The following is a 17,059-nucleotide window of genomic DNA, read 5'->3' as shown; positions in this document are numbered from 1 at the left end:
GCCGGGCGGGCAGCGCCGCCTTCCAATATTCCCCGGGCATTCAAGGGCCCGGGGAAACCGATCCGGGAGAGACTGGTGAAATGACACTTGCACCGCTGATCAAACTCAATGACGGCTACTCCATCCCCCAGGTGGGCCTTGGCACCTGGCCGCTGGACGACGACCAGGCGGCCACCGCCGTCGTGCAGGCCCTGGAAGCCGGCTACCGGCACATCGATACCGCCGTGAAGTACGGCAACGAGCAGGGCGTGGGCAACGGTATCCGGGCCAGCGGCGTGGACCGTGGCGAGCTGTTCATCACCACCAAACTGGACGGCCAATACCAGGGGAACGACAGGGCGGTGGAAGGGCTGGAAGGGTCACTGAAGCGGCTGGGGCTGGATTACGTGGACTTGCTGCTTATTCACTGGCCCCTGCCCGCGCGGGACGAGTACATCTCCACGTGGAAGACCTTCGAGCGGCTCCAGGCGGAAGGAAAAGTGCGCTCCATCGGCGTCTCCAACTTCAAACCCTCCCACCTGGAACGGCTGATGGCCGTTACTGACGTGGTCCCCGCCGTCAACCAGATCCAGCTGACGCCAGCGGTCACGCGCGCGGCCGAGCGGGAATTCCATGCAAAGCACGGAATCGTCACCGAGTCCTACAGCCCGCTGGGAGGCGCCGGGGCCAGCCTGCTCGGTGCTCCCATCCTCTTCCAACTAGCCGAAAAGCACGGAAAAACGCCCGGCCAACTGGTCCTTCGATGGCATGTTCAAAACGGAATTGTAACGATTCCGAAAACGTCGAATCCGGACCGGATGAGGGAAAACCTGGACATCTTCGATTTCGCCTTGGATCCGCAGGATCTAGCGGAATTAGCGGTCCTGGACGAAGGTCCCGGTGCGGGCAATGATTCCGACGTGACAGGGCATTGAAACGGGCCTGAAGTGGGCTTTTCCGGGAACCCGGGGTTGGCAAATAGATAGTAAGCATGATTACTATTGAGCAGAAGGATGAAGTGCTTCCGGGATCCGGAGGCCTCCTTTATTTAGGAAGAGGAACGAAAAATGGGATTTCTTGCATTTCTGATTCTCGGACTTATTGCTGGTGCGATCGCTAAGGCGATCCTCCCGGGCCGGCAGGGTGGCGGCTGGATCATCACCCTCGTCCTGGGCGTCGTCGGAGCACTCCTCGGCGGCTGGATCGGCGGAATGATCTTTGGCAGCGGACTGCAGGAGTTCTTCTCCCTGCAGACGTGGCTGCTGGCCATCGGCGGCGCGCTTATCGTGCTGCTGGTTTACGGCATGGTCACCAAGCGCGGCGCTCGCGGCTAACTGTCGCGTAAGCCAGGAAACCGGCCTGGGGACAACATCCCCGGGCCGGTTTTCCTATCTCCCGGCCTCTCTGGCCGGAAGTGAAACCTTCTCAGTGAGCAGGAGTTCATCATGAAAAACAAACTTCTTTTGGGCGTTGGCATTGCCGCCGGGTATGTGCTTGGGTCGCGGTCCGGCAGGGCCGCCTATGACAAGCTCAAGGCACGCGCTGCGGGCATCTGGGACAGCAAGCCCGTGCAGGACAAGGTGGCGGTTGCAACGGAAGCCATCAAGGAAAAGGCTCCTGAGGTCGCGGACCAGCTGAGTGAGGCCGCACGCCGGGCAGGTACGGTGATCGGCTCAGCGGTGCATCGTGAAGGCTCCTCCGGCTCCGGCGCAACCAAATCGTCAACGTCCGACGCCGGCACGACAGCCAGTGCCACTGGCACCACAGTTCCGGGTGCCTCTACCGCTGGCGCTCCAGGCAGGAGCACCCCAAGTGGCGACGACCTTGGCGAGGACCACATCCCCGCGCACTCCACCCACCCGGAAACCTTGAACCTCGGCACCTCCGACGAGACCAATTCAAAGGCCTAGCCCCGGCACACCGTCCGGCCTGTGACGGCCCGTCCCGCTTGACAGCGGAAAAACAGCGGGTCTGTGCTACAACTGAATGGCTTTGCTGGCCGTCGCGATCCTTGGGGGACGCGGCGGCCAGCAGCGTCTTAGCTAAACTGCCGGCCCGCACGCCTCCCTTCCCGGCCCTAACGGTTCGGTGGGGTCCAGCCGAGCCCGCCCTGGACCGGGCTCAGGCTAAAGAAGTGCCAGGCCCGGCAGCGCCAACACCGGCATTGCCAACGCCGGCACTGCCAATAACTACAGTGCCGTCGAGTTCGTCCGAATGGACTGTCCGGACGGCAAGGCCCGCCGCGGCCACAACGGATGCGGTTCCCTCAGCCTGGTGCTCGCTGGTCTCAATGAGCAGATGCGCGTCGGAGGACAGCCACTCCAGCGCCCCTGCGGCCACGCGCCGGTGGAAGTGGAGCCCGTCCGGGCCGCCGTCGAGTGCTGTCCGCGACTCATAGAGGCGGGCTTCCGGCGGCATCGTTCTTATCGCATCTGTGGGGACATAGGGGGCATTCACTGCCAGGACGCGCACCCTGCCTTGAAGCCCGGGCGGAAGCGCGGCAAACAGGTCCCCTTCGTACACGCGTCCGCCCACCGGCCCCACGTTGCGGCGCGCGCACTTCACGGCGCCCGGGTCGACGTCTGCAGCATGCAGTTCGATGCCCGGGTCCCGTCGGGCAATGGCCGCCCCGACTGCCCCGGACCCGCAGCACAAGTCAACAACAATGCGGGGTGCAGAAAACCGGCCGCCCTGCAGCAGTCCCACGGCCTCGTCCACCAGCAGTCGGGTCCGGCGCCGGGGCACAAAGACCCCCGGCTCGACAGCGATCCGGTGTCCGTCGAAGCCGGTCCAGCCAAGAATGTACTCCAGGGGCTCGCCCGATCTGCGCCGGCCAACCCAGTCGGCGAGCGCTGCAGGGCCGGGCGCCTCACTGATGAGCAGCCCCGCCTCATCTTCGGCAAATACACATCCGGCGGCCCGCAACGCGGAAACTGTGGCGGCAAACGCGTGGGGCGCGGAGATCCCGGAAACTGGCAAGGGCACACCTTTCTGCGAGCCGGGCGTTTCAACAAGCCGGGCCGGCCTGGGCCGGATGGAGTTCAATGCTAGTCCGCAACCGCACCGCACGGCAGCGCTTGTTGGCAGGATGGACCTATGATCCCGCCTGCACAGGACGATCTCATTTGGACCGGTAGCTACACCGCCGGTGGAGGCGGCCGTGCCGATGGCATCGGTGCCCTCGCCGCGCACGGGGACGGAAGCCTCGAATGGCTGGGAACGGCAGTGAAGGCGGATTCGCCGTCGTTCCTTGCCGTTCATCCCGCCTTGCCGGTGGTGTACGCGGTGGCCGAGCAGCGCGGGATGGTCCGGGCTTTCCGCCGCACGGGTGACTTCGGACTGGAGCCGCTGGGTGATTCTCAACCCGCCGGAGATGCAACGTGCCATGTGGCAGTGGACCCCCTGGGCCGCTTCCTTACGTCCCCCTGCTGGGGCGACGGGCAGGTCCTGCTCTATGGATTGGATGACGACGGCGGGATGACAGGCTGCTTCCCGGCGGCACCATCGGTGGATCCGCACGTCGGCCTCGACCCGGGTGAACCTCGGCAAAGCCGGGCCCACGCCAGCCTGATGCTGGCGGACGGACGCGTCATGACGACGGACCTGGGCCATGACACCCTCCGGGTCTGGAACTATGTGCCGGGCACCGGCCTGGTGGCTGACCATGCGGTTGCCCTCCCGTTCGGAAGCGGGGACATTCGAGGTGATCTTCCGTGGTCCGGCCACCTCCGGCGGCCGGGCTCCGGGCGACTCCGCCGCGGAGATCCCAGCGGCGGAAACTGGCCGCGCCACCACCTGGTCAGGGGAACGTGGCTGCACGTAGCCCACGAGCGGTCGGACAACGTGGCAACGTTCGCCCTGGATGACGTGACCGGCATCCCTACCGGGATGATCAACGACGTGCAGGTCCCGTCGCCGACTGCCCTGGTCCCCGCCCCGGCGCCGGCCGGCTGGAGGTTCCAAGGGGCGGCCGGCAGGAAGCGCTGAGGCCAAGCGGAACCGCGGACGCCATTGGCTAAACACTGGAGTTATTCAATGCAAGCGCTTACAGTTGTGCCGTGGTTCACAAGGAAGCTTGCTTACCTGTGAGCCCTCACAGCAATTGCCGGCTGTTGTCCGCCGGCAAGCCTGAACAGCAGCGCCGCTCCCAGGAAGGTCTCAGCCTTGATATTCCGCACCCGTCCCAGCGCGCCCCCACGCGCCCGAAAGTCTCCAGGATCCACCACACCCCCGGCCGCGCCGGCCCGGGCCGTTGCCGCCGGACTGCTGGCAACCGCCGTCGCCGCCTCCGCGGCAGTCCTTCCCGCCCAGGCTGCACCTGGCCCCAAAGACCCTGGGTCGGCGTCGGCCCTTCACTCACTCCGCGCCCCCGTAACGGATGAGAACTTCTACTTTGTGATGGCGGACCGCTTCAGCAACGGAAGCACCGCGAATGACCAGGGCGGCCTGGGCAGCGATCCCATGGTGTCCGGCTTCGATCCCACAAACAAGGGGTTCTACAACGGCGGAGACCTTGCGGGCCTCCTGGACAAGATCGACTACATCCAGGGCCTGGGCACCACTTCCATCTGGCTCACCCCCAGCTTCAAGAACAAAGCGGTGCAGACAGAGGACGGATCGGCCGGATACCACGGCTACTGGATCACCGACTTTACCCAGATCGATCCGCATCTGGGCACCAATGCCGAGCTCAAGGCCCTCATTGATGAGGCCCACAGCCGCGGCATGAAGGTCTATTTCGACATCATCACCAACCACACGGCTGATGTCATCAGCTACAAGGACGGCGCACGCCAGGGATACGTTTCCAAGGATGAAGTGCCCTACAAGACCGCGGACGGCGTGGCGTTCGATGACCGCGATTACGCCGGCTCGGACAACTTCCCGAAACTCGACCCACTGAAATCCTTCCCCTACATTCCCGAACTGACAGCCGAAGAGCAGAACCTGAAGGTCCCCGCCTGGCTGAACGATCCAACGCTGTACCACAACCGCGGTGACACAACCTTCGCGGGTGAGGACGCCTACTACGGCGACTTCTTCGGCCTGGATGACCTGTTCACCGAGCACCCCAAAGTGGTCAGCGGCATGAAGGACATCTACAAGACCTGGATCCGCGACTTCGGCGTGGACGGCTTCCGGATCGACACGATGAAGCACGTCAACAACGAATTCTGGCAGGAGTTCGGCCCGGACGTCCTCAACTACGCCAAAGCGCAGGGCAAGGACGAGTTCTTTATGTTCGGCGAGGTCTTCGACACCACCAAGAGCTTCACCTCCCAGTTCACCACCCGCAACCAGATGCAGGCTGTCCTGGACTTCCCCTTCCAGGAGGCGGCGCGGAGCTTCGCCTCCAAGGGCCAGGACACCCGCACCCTGGAGACGTTCTTCGCCGGCGATGACTGGTACACCGATGCAGATTCGAACGTGTACCAGCTGCCCACCTTCCTGGGAAACCACGACATGGGCCGCATCGGCAGCTTCATCGCCGCGGACAACCCCGGAGCGACGGACGACGAAAAGGTGGCCCGCGACCGGCTGGCCCACGAACTGATGTACTTCTCCCGCGGCAACCCCGTGATCTATTACGGCGACGAGCAGGGCTTCACCGGCCCCGGCGGGGACCAGGACGCACGCCAGACCCTCTTCCCCAGCAAAGTGGAGGCATACCTCGACGACGACCTGCTGGGCACCGAGGCCACGCACGCCGAGGACAACTTCAACCCCGGGCACCCGCTGTACGGCAAGATCAGCGAGCTCGCCGCGCTCACCAAGGAGCACCCGGCCCTGCGCGACGGCGCCCACCAGCACCGCTATGCCTCCGACGGGCCCGGCATCTACGCCTTCTCCCGCACGGATGCGGCGGACCAGCGCGAGTATGTTGTGGCGCTGAACAACAGCGAACAGGCACAGACCGCAGAGGTACCCGCCTACATTGCCAAGCGCACCTACACGCGGATCTACGGCGAAGGCGCGGACGAGGCGAAGACTTCGGCGGACGGCAAGCTGGCCGTCACCGTCCCGCCGCTTTCCGCCGTGGTGTACCAGTCCTCCGGCAGGATCCCGCACTCCAAGGAAGCGCCCGCCGTCGTCCTCCAGGAGCCGGCACCCGCGCAGGGTGACAACGGGCGCCTCAAGGTGACGGCCGACGTCGGCGGTTCCTCGTTCTATGAGGTCACCTTCGAAGCCAAGGCAGCAGGCGGGGACTGGACGCCCATCGGCACTGATGACACGGCTCCGTACCAGGTGTTCCACGACGTGGCGGCCTTCGACGCCGGCACGGCGATGGAGTACCGCGCCACCGTACTGGACAACGGCGGACACACCGCCACGTCACAGTCCCGCACGGCAAACGTTCCCGCACCCGTCATCACGCTGCAGAAGCCGGTGGAAGGCAGCAACGTGAAAGGCTCGGTGGAGCTCAGCGCCACCGTCGATCCCGAGAAGGCAAGCCACGAGGTTACCTTCAAACGCAGCGTGGCCGGCGGCGAGTGGACCACGGTTGCCACCGACGGGTCCTCACCCGTTTATTCGGCAACGGACGACATCTCGAACCTTGAGGACGGCACCAAGGTGGCCTACCGGGCCACAATGACCGGTCCCGGTTTCAGCGTGGCCAGCGCGGCCCGGACGGTCACGGTGGGCGATGCCCCGCAGCCCGGCTCAGTGACCGTGGTTGGGTCCCTGAACCAGGCCATGGGCTGCGCGGCGCCCTGGGAGCCCACGTGTTCACAGGCCAGGATGGCACTGGACCCGGCCGACAAGATCTGGCGGCTCACGGTGGACCTGCCTGCCGGCCAGTACGAGTACAAGGCTGCACTGAACGGCGGCTGGGCGGAGAACTACGGCGCCGGCGGCAAGCTCAACGGGCCGAACATCGCCCTGGACCATCCGGGCGGCCCCGTGACGTTCCGCTATGACAACAGCACGCACGTGATCACGGCCGTGTACGCCTCCCAGCAGCCCGGCGCCGTTGCGGCTGCGGGGAGCATGAACAGCGAACTGGGCTGCATCAAGGACTGGGATCCGGCCTGCGACCAGGCGCAGCTGGTGCTGGACCCGGCCGGCCTCGTCTGGAAGCTGGCCGTGCCGAATCTCGCCGCGGGAACGTACGAGTTCAAGGCCGCCCTTGACCGGTCCTGGGGTGTCAGCTACGGCGCGGGCGGAAGTTCCCCGGGCGGCAACATCGTGTTCAAGCACGACGGCGGCCCGGTCACTTTCCGCTATGACCACTTCAGCCACCTGATCACGGCCGGCTAGCGGAGCCCCGCGAAAACCGAAGTCGCGGGGTCACTTCGCGCCCCATCCGGAGCATTGGATGGGCACGAAGTGGCCCTCCCCACCCGCACCCTAGCCTGGCGAGCTCGGCCAGGGAACCCTGCGGGTGTGGGCCCACGTGGCGTTTAGCTGCGCAGGGCACCGTCCACCGCTGCCAGCAGCGAGTTGAACCGCGCGTTGACGGGAAGGTCGTCAAGGAACACCGGCCTGCCGTCCGGCCCGGCCAGCGGGACCTGCCAGTTCGGGTACAGGGCCTCGGTGGTGCCGGGCTGGTTCTGGACGCGGCGCTCCCCCACCGCGTCCACGAGGGCAACGCCCAGCAGGACCGACGGCGTCTGCGTGAGCAGGAGGTGGAGCGCCTCGATGGTCTGTTCCTCGGTCACCGCCAGCGAACCGGGGTCCCCCTGCAGGTAGCCGCGCTCGCGCAGCAGGGCCAGCATTTTCTCCAGCGAGGCGTTGTGCTCGGCCCGTTCCTCTTCCTCGGACCGTTCCAGGAGTTCGAGCCGGCTGCGGAGCGCCACGTGGTCGCCGGCAAGGTAGCCGGCGGTGGGCGGAAGGTCGTGGGTATTGACGCTGGAAAGTGCCTGTGTCCGGTACTTTTCCGGCGCAAGGGGGGAATCGCCGTCGTACTCAAACCAAAGGATGGACGTTCCCAGGATGCCGCGGGCGGCAAGGTAGTCACGCACCCACGGTTCGAAGGTGCCCAGGTCCTCGCCGATCACGACGGCCCCGGCGCGCTGGGCCTCCAGTGCCAGGATGCCGATCAGCGCTTCATGGTCATAGCGGACGTAGGCGCCATCACCCGGGGCGTTCCCGACCGGGATCCACCAGAGCCGGAAAAGCCCAAGGATGTGGTCCACCCGGATGCCGCCGGCGTGCCGCAGAACGGTGGCCAGCATGTTCCGGAACGGGATGTAACCGGCCTCGGCCAGGCGGGCGGGATGCCACGGCGGCTGCCCCCAGTCCTGGCCCTGCTGGTTGTACATGTCCGGCGGTGCGCCCACGCTGGTGCCGGGAGCAAGCACGTGGCGGAGCGTCCAGGCATCGGCGCTGCTGTGGTCCACGCCGACGGCGAGGTCATGCACCACGCCCAGGCGCATACCGGAGCGCAGGGCTGCCTTCTGGGCCTCCTCGAGCTGCTCATCGCAGATCCACTGCAGCCAGCGGTGGAATCCGATCCTGTCCGCAAGCTTTTCGCGCAGTGCTTCAGCCTGCGGTGTGCCCAGGGAAGTGGCCGGGTCCGTCCACAGGGGATCGTCCGGCGCGACGTCTTCACGGATGGCGGACCAGAGCGCGAAATCGTCCAGCCCGGTCCCGGAGATCCGGCAGAACTCGTCAAACCCGGCCTGCCGGGCCGGGGAGCGGCGGACGTGATAGAGCATTTCCAGGGCCTGGAGTTTGGCGGCATAGACGGCGTTCCGGTCCAGCCGGCCGGCCTCCTTGTTTAGCCCGGCGACTTCCTCCCGAAGCTGTTCAACAGCGGCCCGCCTGCGCGGCCTCAGGTAGGCCAGCTCGGGAATTGCTTCGATGCGGATGTAGAGCGGATTGAAGAACCGGCGCGTGGACGGCGAATACGGGGACGGCTGCACCGGCGGCACCGGCTCGGCCGCATGGAGCGGGTTGACCAGCACGTAGTCGGCCCCGCGCTCACCGCTGATGGCAGCCAGGTCAGCCAGGTCGGCGAAGTCGCCGATGCCCCAGGACCGCTTGGAGCGCACGGAATAGAGCTGCGTGGCAAGCCCCCAGCCGCGGCGCTGTTCGAGGGGCTCGGCAGTGGTGAGCTGGCGCGGCGTCACCACCAGGGTTGCCGTGGCAGTGGCGCCGCCGGACTCGGCGGTCAGGGTGTGCCAGCCAAGGGGCAGGTCCTGCGGGAGGGCGAACGTGGCACGGCCGGTGGACACGCCGTCGATATCCTTGGGCTGTTCCCAAACGTCCTGCTGGACGGCGTCCACGGTGCCTGCCCCGTCCTCAAGGGCAATGCCCAGCCGGACGGCGGCACCGTCGGGCACATGGACCGGGACCAGCGCCGGCTCGCCCTGCTGGATGACGACGGCGGGAGGCAGCATCCGCCGCCACGGCGCCAGTTCCGCTTCCGCCAGCGCGGCCTCAATCGCCGGGTTGGTGTCCGCCTTCACGCCAAGGGCAGCCAGGACCTTGATCAGGGTAGTTTCGGCCACAGTGTGCGGCAGCCCGTCCCAGCCCTGGAAGGAGGTGCCCACTCCATGGGCGTCCGCGAGCTTCTGGAGCAGGTGGGGGTCAATGGCCCCGCCGGCAGCAGCTTCCCCCGCAGCAGGGAGGGTGCCCGGAGGATCAGTTGGCATCCCTGGACGATATGAGTGCTGCTGGTCTGAAGCCGTCATGCGTGTCCGCCTCGTCTGGTGTGATGTGGCCCGAACTTACAGTGCTGCCTGTTGCTGCCTGTTGTACCGGGGCGCCTGCACCCCCGCGCACAACCGTTGGTTCAGATTATTGCAGGGCGGCGCCGAGACGAAACCGGCGGGACACGCAGTGGGAATCGAAGTCCCTACCGGAACCACCGCCAGGGTGGAGCTGCCCGGGCGGGCGCCTGCCGACGTCGGGCCCGGCCGGTTCGAATACACGCTGGCGGCCGTTCCTAATGCAGCGGCCCGGCCACGGGCCAGCCTGCAACGGGCTAGGGATCAAAGTGCGTGCTGACGGAGCCGGAGCTCACCCGGCTCAGGACTTCCGCGGCGAGGTCCCTCAGTTTCTGGTTCCGGTGGCTGGACGCCTTGGTGAGCAGCGCCATGGCTTCTTCCTGCGAGCAACGGTTCTGGGCCATGATCACCCCGCACGCCAGATCGATGGTGGTGCGGTTCTGCAGGGCGGCCGAGAGGTCGTCTGCCATGTTCCGGGCGTCCGCGATCTGCAGGGCCAGCCGCACTGCCCGCCCCGCCTGGTCGGCAAAACCCTGGGCCTTGCTGACGACAGCGTCGGAGAAGACGCCGGATTCCGAGGCGAAGAAATTCAGGGCCGCTGCCTGGTCCTCATCCAGGGCGAGGGGTACGCCCAGCACGCTTCGGCAGCCGTTGGCGGCCAAGATCTTTTGGTACTTCGGCCAGCGGGTATCGGTGTCCACGTCAGCCAGGACAACAGGCTGCATGGTCTCCAGCGAGGCCAGGCACGGGCCTTCACCGAGAGCCTGCTCGAGCCTGTCCAGTTCCCTGGCCCGGTCGCTGCTGCCCGCCACGGTGGCGCTGCGCTTGCGTCGCCGCAATGTCACGCCGCACTCAACCCGCGAACCCGCCGACTCGCTCAGGGCGGATGCAGCCACTTCGGAGAGCTCCGTGAGGAAGTCGTTCACGTTGCTGCTGCTAATAATCAGGTCATGCAACTTGATGAACTGTTCATCATTGCTCGGGGTGCCCATGCACCAATATAAGCGGATCCGCGGGGTAAACGCCCGCCATAATTCGTCACGCCCGGGCTCCTGCGTTACTCCGTGCGAAGAAAAGCGAAGGACTAAGGCGTATGCCTGCCAGCCCCGCGTGAAGCTGTGTAGCCTCATGACGATCGAAGGCATTAGTGGCTATGCAACGGGAGGAACCGGGGATGAGCCTCAGCGAACTGCGGGTATTCGGTCGGTCGGGTACCCCGGTCAGCCCGCTCACTTTGGGCACCATGAATTTCGGCGAAGGCAACGGCGGACCGCACGGCGCCCCCACCGGCGCCGATGAGGGCATCCGGATCATCCAGGCTGCGCTGGACGCCGGGATCACCGCCGTCGACACCGCCGACGTCTACTCGCAGGGCGAGTCGGAACAGGTGGTGGGCCGGGCGCTGCGCGGACGGCGCGACGACGTCTTCCTTGCCACCAAGTTCCATGGCCAGATGAGCGCCAACCCGGCCCATTCCGGAAACTCGCGCCGCTGGATCACCCAGGCGGTGGAGGGCAGCCTCCGCCGGCTCCAGACAGACCGGATCGACCTCTACCAGGCGCACCGGCCGGACTACAACACCGATGTCCTGGAGACCATCACCACCCTCAACGACCTGATCCGCCAGGGCAAGATCCTCTATTACGGCACGTCCGTCTTCACCCCGGCGCAGCTTGTGGAGGCACAGTGGCTGGCCACCACCAACCACCTCATCCCGCCGCTGGGAAACCAGGTGCCCTACTCCATGCTGGTGCGCGGCAACGAACGCGACGTCCTGCCCATTGCCCAGCAATACGGGCTGGGCGTCCTGGCCTACGGGCCGCTGGCCGGCGGCTGGCTGTCCGGCAGCTTCGTCCTGGAATCCGGCAAGGCACCCACCCGCGTGCATTCACTGCCCGGCCGGTACGACATCTCCGGGCCCTCCAGCGAACGCAAGCTCCTGGCGGCCGATGCACTCGCCAGGCTGGCGGACAAGCTGGAGCTTTCGCTGGTGGACCTTTCCATCGGGTTCGCCCTCAGCCACCCCGCCATCAGCAGTGTCATCATCGGGCCCCGCAGCGAGGAACACCTGCAGGCGTACCTGCGGGCAGCGGACGTCCAGCTCAGCGAATCCGTTCTGGACGCCATCGATGACGTGGTGCCGCCGGGAACCAACTTCGTGGAGCGGGACGCCGGCGCGATCGTCCCGTCGATTGAGTTCGCGGAACTACGACGGCGGTAGCGGCCCTGGCTCCGGGCCGGCGGCCGGCTTGCGCGGCGTCAGGATGAACAGGCTGAAAATCACGACGGCGGCGCCAAGCCAACCATGCAGCGGCAGCCGTTCACCCACCACCAGCACCGCCAGGACTGCAGCCACCACCGTTTCAAGCAGGGAAATGCCGGTGGCAGTGCTGGCCCGGATCCTGGCCAGGCCCCAGCCGAACAGGACGTAGCCGGCAAACATCGGAACCAGTGCCATGTAGGCACCCACCGAGAAATTGGTCCAGGATTCCAGCAGGGGCGCGCCGGTTACCGCAAGCACGGGCATCAGCAGGAGCCCACCGAGGCCGAAGACAGTTCCCATGGCAGCCCGCGAGGACAGCCCGCCGCCGATAAGGCGGTGGGCTGCCCAGGAATACAGTGCATACGTGGCACCGGCCACCAGGCCCAGGGCTATTCCCGCCAATGGCGTCCATGACTCGCCGGGGGAACCGGCTGCCTGCCCGTGCCCCTGCCCGGCGAAGGACAACACTGCTGCGCCCGTGACACCCAGGAAAGCTCCGGCCATCCACCTGCGGGTGAGCGGCTTTCCGTCCGCGAAGCGCTCGATGAGGGCGGCCGCCACCGGCGCCGAGCCAATGGAAACCACAGTTCCCACTGCTACCCCCGAAAGACGCATCGAGCTGTAGAAGGCGAGGGGATAGACGGCCACCGCCGCTGCACCCAGGGACACCAATCGCCAGCGGTCCAGCAGGCCCGGCCACTGCCCGGCGATGGCACCGACGGCGTAAAGGGCCTGGAGCAGGCCGCCGATACCCATGGCCACCGCGCCCACGGCCAACGGACTCACCGACGGGGCGAAGGTGGCAGCCGTGCCCGTGGTTCCCCACAGCACGGATGCGATGGCAACGCATAAAGCGCCCCAGAGCGGCACTTTGAAATCTCCGGCTCCCGGGTTCACAGCCCCTCCAACAGCCGGGCAGCGATGGTCCGGCCGTCCTTCAGGCGCTGGTCGTCCCCTTCCAGCCCTGCCCTGGCCATGGCACCCTCAAGCAGGAAAGCCAGGTGCCGGGCCAGCCCCGCGGCACGCTCATCCCCTGGCAGGAGTTCGGCGACATGCCCGGCCAGCAGCTCCTCAACCTCTTCCTTGTGCTTCCGGACCGCCGCCCGCCCGGCCGCCCCCGCGGGCAGTTCCGCTGCTGCATTGAGCAGCCCGCATCCCCTGAACCCGTCCCGGTAGGCGAAATTCGCGTGGTCCATGTATGCGTCAAAGACGGCAAGCACCCGTTCCTGCGGAGTCTTCGCGGTTTCCAGCCGCTGGCGGTACAGGCCGAGCCACTCCGAATGCCGGACTTCCAGGTAGGCCGCCACCAGCTCCGCCTTGGAGGAGAAATTGTTGTAGAGGCTCTTCTTGGCCACGCCGGCTTCAGCGGTGATGGCATCAATCCCGGTGGCCCCCACACCCTGGGCGTAGAAGAGCCGGGCTGCAGCGTCAAGCAGCAGTATTCGGGCCTTACGCCTGGTCGAGCCGGCACGGGCTGGCGCGGCGGCGGCTGCACCGGCCGAAGCAGTGGGAGCGGCGGATCGGGCAATCTCCGGGAGGGACACAGCGGCTCCTTGGGTCAAAAGTAGTTAGATCAGTCTACCTACTTAACCGCCGGGAATAACGTGGCCCGCCTCCATGTTGTTGCTCTGTTCAGAACGAACTGCTTCCAGCCGACAGGAGAACGCATCAATGTCAGTTGACTATGACGCTCCACGGGTGACGCCCGAGGAAGAGCCGAACGCCGGCTTCGAGGAGCTGAAGACCCAGAAGTCTGGCCGACGGGAGGCTATAGCCGACGTGGACGAGGCCGAGCTCGCGGACAGCTTCGAGTTGCCCGGGGCGGACCTCTCGAACGAGGAACTCCTGATCCAGGTGGTGCCGGTCCAGGCCGACGAATTCACCTGCATGTCCTGCTTCCTGGTCCACCACCGCAGCCAGCTCGCCAGGGAGAAGGACGGCAAGAAGTACTGCCGGGAGTGCGAGTCGTAGGGGGCGGCTTGTCCGGCGGAGGCCGGCAATGCGCTGCCCGGTGAAGCATTCCCGGCAGGGCCGCCAGGGGCTGAAGGGAGTGGTGGCCAGCGCGGCTGCCCCGCCAATCATGCCGGCAATGCCGCGCCCGGGCACGCCACCTCGTGACCGGGCGCGGTAATAACCGGCCTTCAGCAGCGCGTGGTCACCAGTCGTGGACCGTTCCGTCGATGAGGCGGTTGTAGGGCAGGTAGGCCTGCTGGTAGGGGTAGGCGGCTGCGGCTTCTTCGTTGAACTCGACGCCGATGCCGGGCTTGTCCCCGGGGTGGAGGTAGCCGTCCACGAACGTCATGGACTGCTCGAACACCTCGTTGGTCTTGTCCGAATGCTGCATGTACTCCTGGATCCCGTAATTATGGATCGCCAGGCCCACGTGCAGCTGCGCCGCGAAGCCCACCGGAGAAATGTCCGTGGGCCCGTGGAAACCGGACTTGATCTGGTACTGCGCCGCGAAATCCATCACCTTCTTCAACGGGGAGATCCCCCCGAAGTGCGTGGACGCGGCCCGGACGTAATCAATCAGCTGTTCCTTGATCAGGGTCTGGAAGTCATACACGGTATTGAAGATCTCCCCGATCGCCAACGGCGTGGTGGTGTGCTGCCGGACCAGGCGCAGGCCCTCCTGGTTCTCCGCCGGGGTGCAGTCCTCCAACCAGAACAGGTCATACGGCTCCAGCGCCTTGCCCAGCTTCGCCGCCTGGATCGGCGTCATCCGGTGATGCCCGTCATGCAGCAACGGGATCTCCGGACCGAACTCATTCCGCACCGCCTCAAACACCGTGGGCAGGTGCCGCAGGTACGCACGGGTGTCCCAGTCCTCCTCCACCGGAAACGCACCCCGCCCGGCCGGCTCGTAGTCATACCGCTCCCCCGAAGCCTGCGCCTGCGCCGCCACCCCGTACACGGCCTTGATCCCGGGAACGGCCGTCTGGATCCGGATCGACTTGTACCCCAGCTCCAGGTGCTCCCGCACCGAATCAAACAACGACGGCAAATCCGCGCCCGACGCGTGCCCGTACGCCCGCAACCCGTTCCGCGACGCCCCGCCCAGCAGCTGGTACACCGGCATCCCGGCCACCTTGCCCTTAATGTCCCACAACGCCATATCCACCGCCGCGATCGCCGCCATCGTCACCGGACCCCGGCGCCAGTACGCGGACCGGTACAGGAACTGCCACGTATCCTCGATCCGGTGCGGATCCTTCCCGATCAGCAACTGCGCCACATGCTCCTTCAAATACGCGGCGACCGCAAGCTCCCGCCCGTTCAACGTGGCATCCCCAATACCCGTCACACCATCCTCCGTGGTGACCCGCAGCGTCACGAAGTTACGGGAGGGACTGGTCACAAACACATCGGCAGCAATGATTTTCACAACAGATCCAGGCTTTCTTAATCGATGGAGCGGCGGGTTGTGCGGGCAGGGGTGGACCGCGAACGGGTCAGCGCTGCGTGGTTCCACTGGGAGTGGTGCCCAGCAGGGCAAGTTCCGCACGGTTGGGAAGGCCTTCCCAGTCCCCCGCGGTGCTGACGGCGAAGGCTCCGGTGAGCACGCCGCGCTGCAGGCGGCCGGCCACGTCGGCGCCGTCGAGCAGGGCGGACAGGTAGCCGGCGGTGAAGGCGTCGCCGGCCCCCACCGTGTCGATGCTGGTGACCGGGACGGCCGGGGCGTCCCACCGGCCCTCCGAGGTGTGGACGGTGGCGCCGGCCGCGCCGCGCTTGACCACAACTTCGCGCACTCCGAGCCCAAGGATTTCGGCAACCATCGCCGGTTCATTGGTGTCCGCCCCCGGTGCGCCGTCCGGCGCGGCGGCAACCAGGCCAAGTTCGTCGTCGGAAGCGATCAGGATGCCGGCATGCCGCACCAGCGGTGCCAGCACTTCCCGCGCCTCGTCCCGGGACCAGAGCTTGCTGCGGTAGTTGACGTCGATCGACACCATGATGCCGTCAGCGGCAGCGCGTTCGGCAGCGTACTCCACGGCCTTCCGGGACTCGGGGCTGAGGGCGGCCGTGATGCCGGTCAGGTGGAGGATGCGGGCGCCCGCCCGGAGGGCGTGTTCCACGTCCTCCGGGCACAGCGTTGACCCTGCCGAGCCGGAGCGGTAGTAGAAGGCGCGGGTCACGTCGGCCGTGCGTTGTTCGAGGAACATCACCCCGGTCCGTCGGGCAGCGTCCTCGCGGTGCTCCAGCCGCACTCCCTCGGCACGGAGCTGGCGGAGGATGAACTCGCCGTGCGGATCGGCACCCACAACGCCGGCCCAGCTGACGCTGTGCCCGAGCCGTGCGACGCCCACGGCCACGTTCGACTCGGCGCCGGCAACGTGCATGGTGAGGGCGCCGCCGGCGGAAAGCGGCCCGGCGGAGCGCAGCGACACCATGGACTCGCCGAAAGTCAGGAGGTCCGGAGAAGGGCGTCCGACGGCGGCAGTCACCGCAGGTCCTCCGCGGCCCTGCCGTTGTACTCTGCGGCAAGGGCAACAAAGCGGCGCGCGCGTCCGCGCATCGGAGCAAGGTCGCCCCCGGATCCGGCATCGCCAAACAGCGGGCTTCCCAGCCCAACCGCGATGGCCCCGGCTCCCCAGTATCCGGCGGCTTCATCGAGCCCGACGCCGCCCACCGCGATGAACGGGATGTCCGGGAACGGGTCGCGCAGCGCCTTGAGGTAACCGGGCCCGCCGATGGAGGCGGGAAAAAGCTTGACTGCCGTGGCACCGCGGTTCATCGCCTCGAATGCTTCGCTCGGGGTGAGGGCCCCGGCCAGGACGGCGATCCCCCGCCCGGCCGCTGCCTCAATGGAGGGGGCGAGTGACGGGGTGACCACGAACTGGCCGCCGGCCGACTCGACGTTTTCCGCGTCCTGCTTTGTCAGCACAGTCCCGGCGCCCACGAAACACCCGGCAGGTGCAGCGGCGCGAACCTGGCTGATCGCGGTGAGCGCTCCCGGCGTCGTCAGGGCGATTTCAACGTACTTGAAGCCCTCCTCCATCGCGGCGAGGGCCGCCCTCCCCGCGGCCTGGCCGTCCGTGCCGCGAACGATCGCCACCAGCCTGGCCCGGCGCACCCCGGCCAGCAGAGCCTCGGGGGTCAGGGTGTTTTCCATTCTGGGCTTCTCCTTTTGAGGGGTGTCTGTGTC

At 66.7% G+C, this 17,059-nt stretch carries 15 protein-coding genes; 7 read left to right on the top strand and 8 right to left on the bottom strand.

All coding sequences use genetic code 11. The annotated features are described in order from the left end of the window. Window positions 1-80: 80 nt before the first annotated feature. The 3 genes from SMD14_RS02055 (at window position 81) to SMD14_RS02045 (ending at window position 1,889) form a co-directional block, all read left to right on the top strand. Window positions 81-914: an aldo/keto reductase gene (locus SMD14_RS02055; RefSeq protein ID WP_157239577.1), complete on the top strand. Its 834-nt coding sequence runs from the start codon at window positions 81-83 to the stop codon at window positions 912-914. A 132-nt stretch (window positions 915-1,046) separates the two neighbouring features. Continuing rightward, window positions 1,047-1,313, top strand: a complete 267-nt coding sequence (locus SMD14_RS02050; RefSeq protein WP_104996554.1) for a GlsB/YeaQ/YmgE family stress response membrane protein — start codon at window positions 1,047-1,049, stop codon at window positions 1,311-1,313. 111 nt (window positions 1,314-1,424) lie between these two features. Further along, on the top strand, window positions 1,425-1,889 hold the full coding sequence (locus SMD14_RS02045; RefSeq protein ID WP_321215146.1) for a YtxH domain-containing protein: 465 nt from the start codon (window positions 1,425-1,427) through the stop codon (window positions 1,887-1,889). A 211-nt stretch (window positions 1,890-2,100) separates the two neighbouring features. On the opposite strand, the gene SMD14_RS02040 is transcribed toward SMD14_RS02045, so the two are convergent. Beyond that, the gene (locus SMD14_RS02040) at window positions 2,101-2,958 is read right to left on the bottom strand and encodes a putative protein N(5)-glutamine methyltransferase (RefSeq protein ID WP_321215145.1); all 858 of its coding nucleotides are present in this window, start codon (window positions 2,956-2,958) and stop codon (window positions 2,101-2,103) included. 117 nt (window positions 2,959-3,075) lie between these two features. Here SMD14_RS02040 and SMD14_RS02035 point away from each other — a divergent pair, with 117 nt between their 5' ends. Together SMD14_RS02035 and SMD14_RS02030 are read left to right on the top strand one after the other, a co-directional pair. After that, on the top strand, window positions 3,076-3,966 hold the full coding sequence (locus SMD14_RS02035; RefSeq protein WP_321215144.1) for a beta-propeller fold lactonase family protein: 891 nt from the start codon (window positions 3,076-3,078) through the stop codon (window positions 3,964-3,966). 177 nt (window positions 3,967-4,143) lie between these two features. Then, on the top strand, window positions 4,144-7,239 hold the full coding sequence (locus tag SMD14_RS02030; protein WP_321215143.1) for an alpha-amylase family glycosyl hydrolase: 3,096 nt from the start codon (window positions 4,144-4,146) through the stop codon (window positions 7,237-7,239). Between the two features lie 143 nt (window positions 7,240-7,382). On the opposite strand, the gene malQ is transcribed toward SMD14_RS02030, so the two are convergent. Then, complete coding sequence (malQ, locus tag SMD14_RS02025; RefSeq protein WP_321215142.1) at window positions 7,383-9,578, bottom strand: 4-alpha-glucanotransferase; 2,196 nt, start codon at window positions 9,576-9,578, stop codon at window positions 7,383-7,385. Between the two features lie 332 nt (window positions 9,579-9,910). Then, complete coding sequence (locus tag SMD14_RS02020; RefSeq protein WP_321215141.1) at window positions 9,911-10,645, bottom strand: GAF and ANTAR domain-containing protein; 735 nt, start codon at window positions 10,643-10,645, stop codon at window positions 9,911-9,913. Window positions 10,646-10,827: 182 nt separating this feature from the next. Here SMD14_RS02020 and SMD14_RS02015 point away from each other — a divergent pair, with 182 nt between their 5' ends. Continuing rightward, the gene (locus tag SMD14_RS02015) at window positions 10,828-11,874 is read left to right on the top strand and encodes an aldo/keto reductase (RefSeq protein ID WP_157239588.1); all 1,047 of its coding nucleotides are present in this window, start codon (window positions 10,828-10,830) and stop codon (window positions 11,872-11,874) included. Here SMD14_RS02015 and SMD14_RS02010 read toward each other — a convergent pair. Next, a complete protein-coding gene (locus SMD14_RS02010) occupies window positions 11,860-12,747 on the bottom strand; it encodes a DMT family transporter (RefSeq protein WP_321215140.1) in 888 nt (295 codons plus the stop codon). The genes SMD14_RS02015 and SMD14_RS02010 overlap by 15 nt on opposite strands. Window positions 12,748-12,809: 62 nt before the next feature. Further along, window positions 12,810-13,358, bottom strand: a complete 549-nt coding sequence (locus SMD14_RS02005; protein ID WP_321216329.1) for a helix-turn-helix domain-containing protein — start codon at window positions 13,356-13,358, stop codon at window positions 12,810-12,812. Window positions 13,359-13,587: 229 nt separating this feature from the next. Here SMD14_RS02005 and SMD14_RS02000 point away from each other — a divergent pair, with 229 nt between their 5' ends. Beyond that, entirely contained in the window at window positions 13,588-13,887 is a 300-nt protein-coding gene (locus SMD14_RS02000; protein WP_157239592.1) for a DUF4193 domain-containing protein, read from the top strand. A 184-nt stretch (window positions 13,888-14,071) separates the two neighbouring features. Here the strand turns inward: SMD14_RS02000 and manD are convergent, their stop codons facing one another. The 3 genes from manD to SMD14_RS01985 all read right to left on the bottom strand — a co-directional run bounded on the left by manD (window position 14,072) and on the right by SMD14_RS01985 (window position 17,026). Beyond that, the gene (gene manD / locus SMD14_RS01995) at window positions 14,072-15,301 is read right to left on the bottom strand and encodes a D-mannonate dehydratase ManD (protein ID WP_321215139.1); all 1,230 of its coding nucleotides are present in this window, start codon (window positions 15,299-15,301) and stop codon (window positions 14,072-14,074) included. Between the two features lie 67 nt (window positions 15,302-15,368). Then, a complete protein-coding gene (locus SMD14_RS01990) occupies window positions 15,369-16,358 on the bottom strand; it encodes a sugar kinase (protein WP_321215138.1) in 990 nt (329 codons plus the stop codon). Further along, window positions 16,355-17,026 carry a bifunctional 4-hydroxy-2-oxoglutarate aldolase/2-dehydro-3-deoxy-phosphogluconate aldolase gene (locus SMD14_RS01985; protein WP_321215137.1) on the bottom strand — a complete coding sequence of 224 codons (672 nt, stop codon included), beginning with the start codon at window positions 17,024-17,026 and terminating at the stop codon, window positions 16,355-16,357. Before SMD14_RS01985 ends, SMD14_RS01990 begins: the two co-directional genes overlap by 4 nt. Window positions 17,027-17,059 lie beyond the last annotated feature (33 nt).

This window comes from Pseudarthrobacter oxydans (assembly GCF_034258515.1).
Classification (GTDB): Bacteria; Actinomycetota; Actinomycetes; order Actinomycetales; family Micrococcaceae; genus Arthrobacter.
Note: the sequence above shows the minus strand (reverse complement) of the source record. Positions and strands in the feature narration are given on the sequence as shown.

Bases quoted from the DNA above. Each gene is read 5' to 3' on its own strand.
- SMD14_RS02055 (WP_157239577.1), top strand. From the start codon at position 81: ATGACACTTGCACCGCTGATCAAACTCAATGACGGCTACTCCATCCCC.
- SMD14_RS02050 (WP_104996554.1), top strand. From the start codon at position 1,047: ATGGGATTTCTTGCATTTCTGATTCTCGGACTTATTGCTGGTGCGATC.
- SMD14_RS02045 (WP_321215146.1), top strand. From the start codon at position 1,425: ATGAAAAACAAACTTCTTTTGGGCGTTGGCATTGCCGCCGGGTATGTG.
- SMD14_RS02035 (WP_321215144.1), top strand. From the start codon at position 3,076: ATGATCCCGCCTGCACAGGACGATCTCATTTGGACCGGTAGCTACACC.
- malQ (WP_321215142.1), bottom strand. From the start codon at position 9,578: ATGCCAACTGATCCTCCGGGCACCCTCCCTGCTGCGGGGGAAGCTGCT.
- SMD14_RS02020 (WP_321215141.1), bottom strand. From the start codon at position 10,645: ATGGGCACCCCGAGCAATGATGAACAGTTCATCAAGTTGCATGACCTG.
- SMD14_RS02015 (WP_157239588.1), top strand. From the start codon at position 10,828: ATGAGCCTCAGCGAACTGCGGGTATTCGGTCGGTCGGGTACCCCGGTC.
- SMD14_RS02000 (WP_157239592.1), top strand. From the start codon at position 13,588: ATGTCAGTTGACTATGACGCTCCACGGGTGACGCCCGAGGAAGAGCCG.
- SMD14_RS01985 (WP_321215137.1), bottom strand. From the start codon at position 17,026: ATGGAAAACACCCTGACCCCCGAGGCTCTGCTGGCCGGGGTGCGCCGG.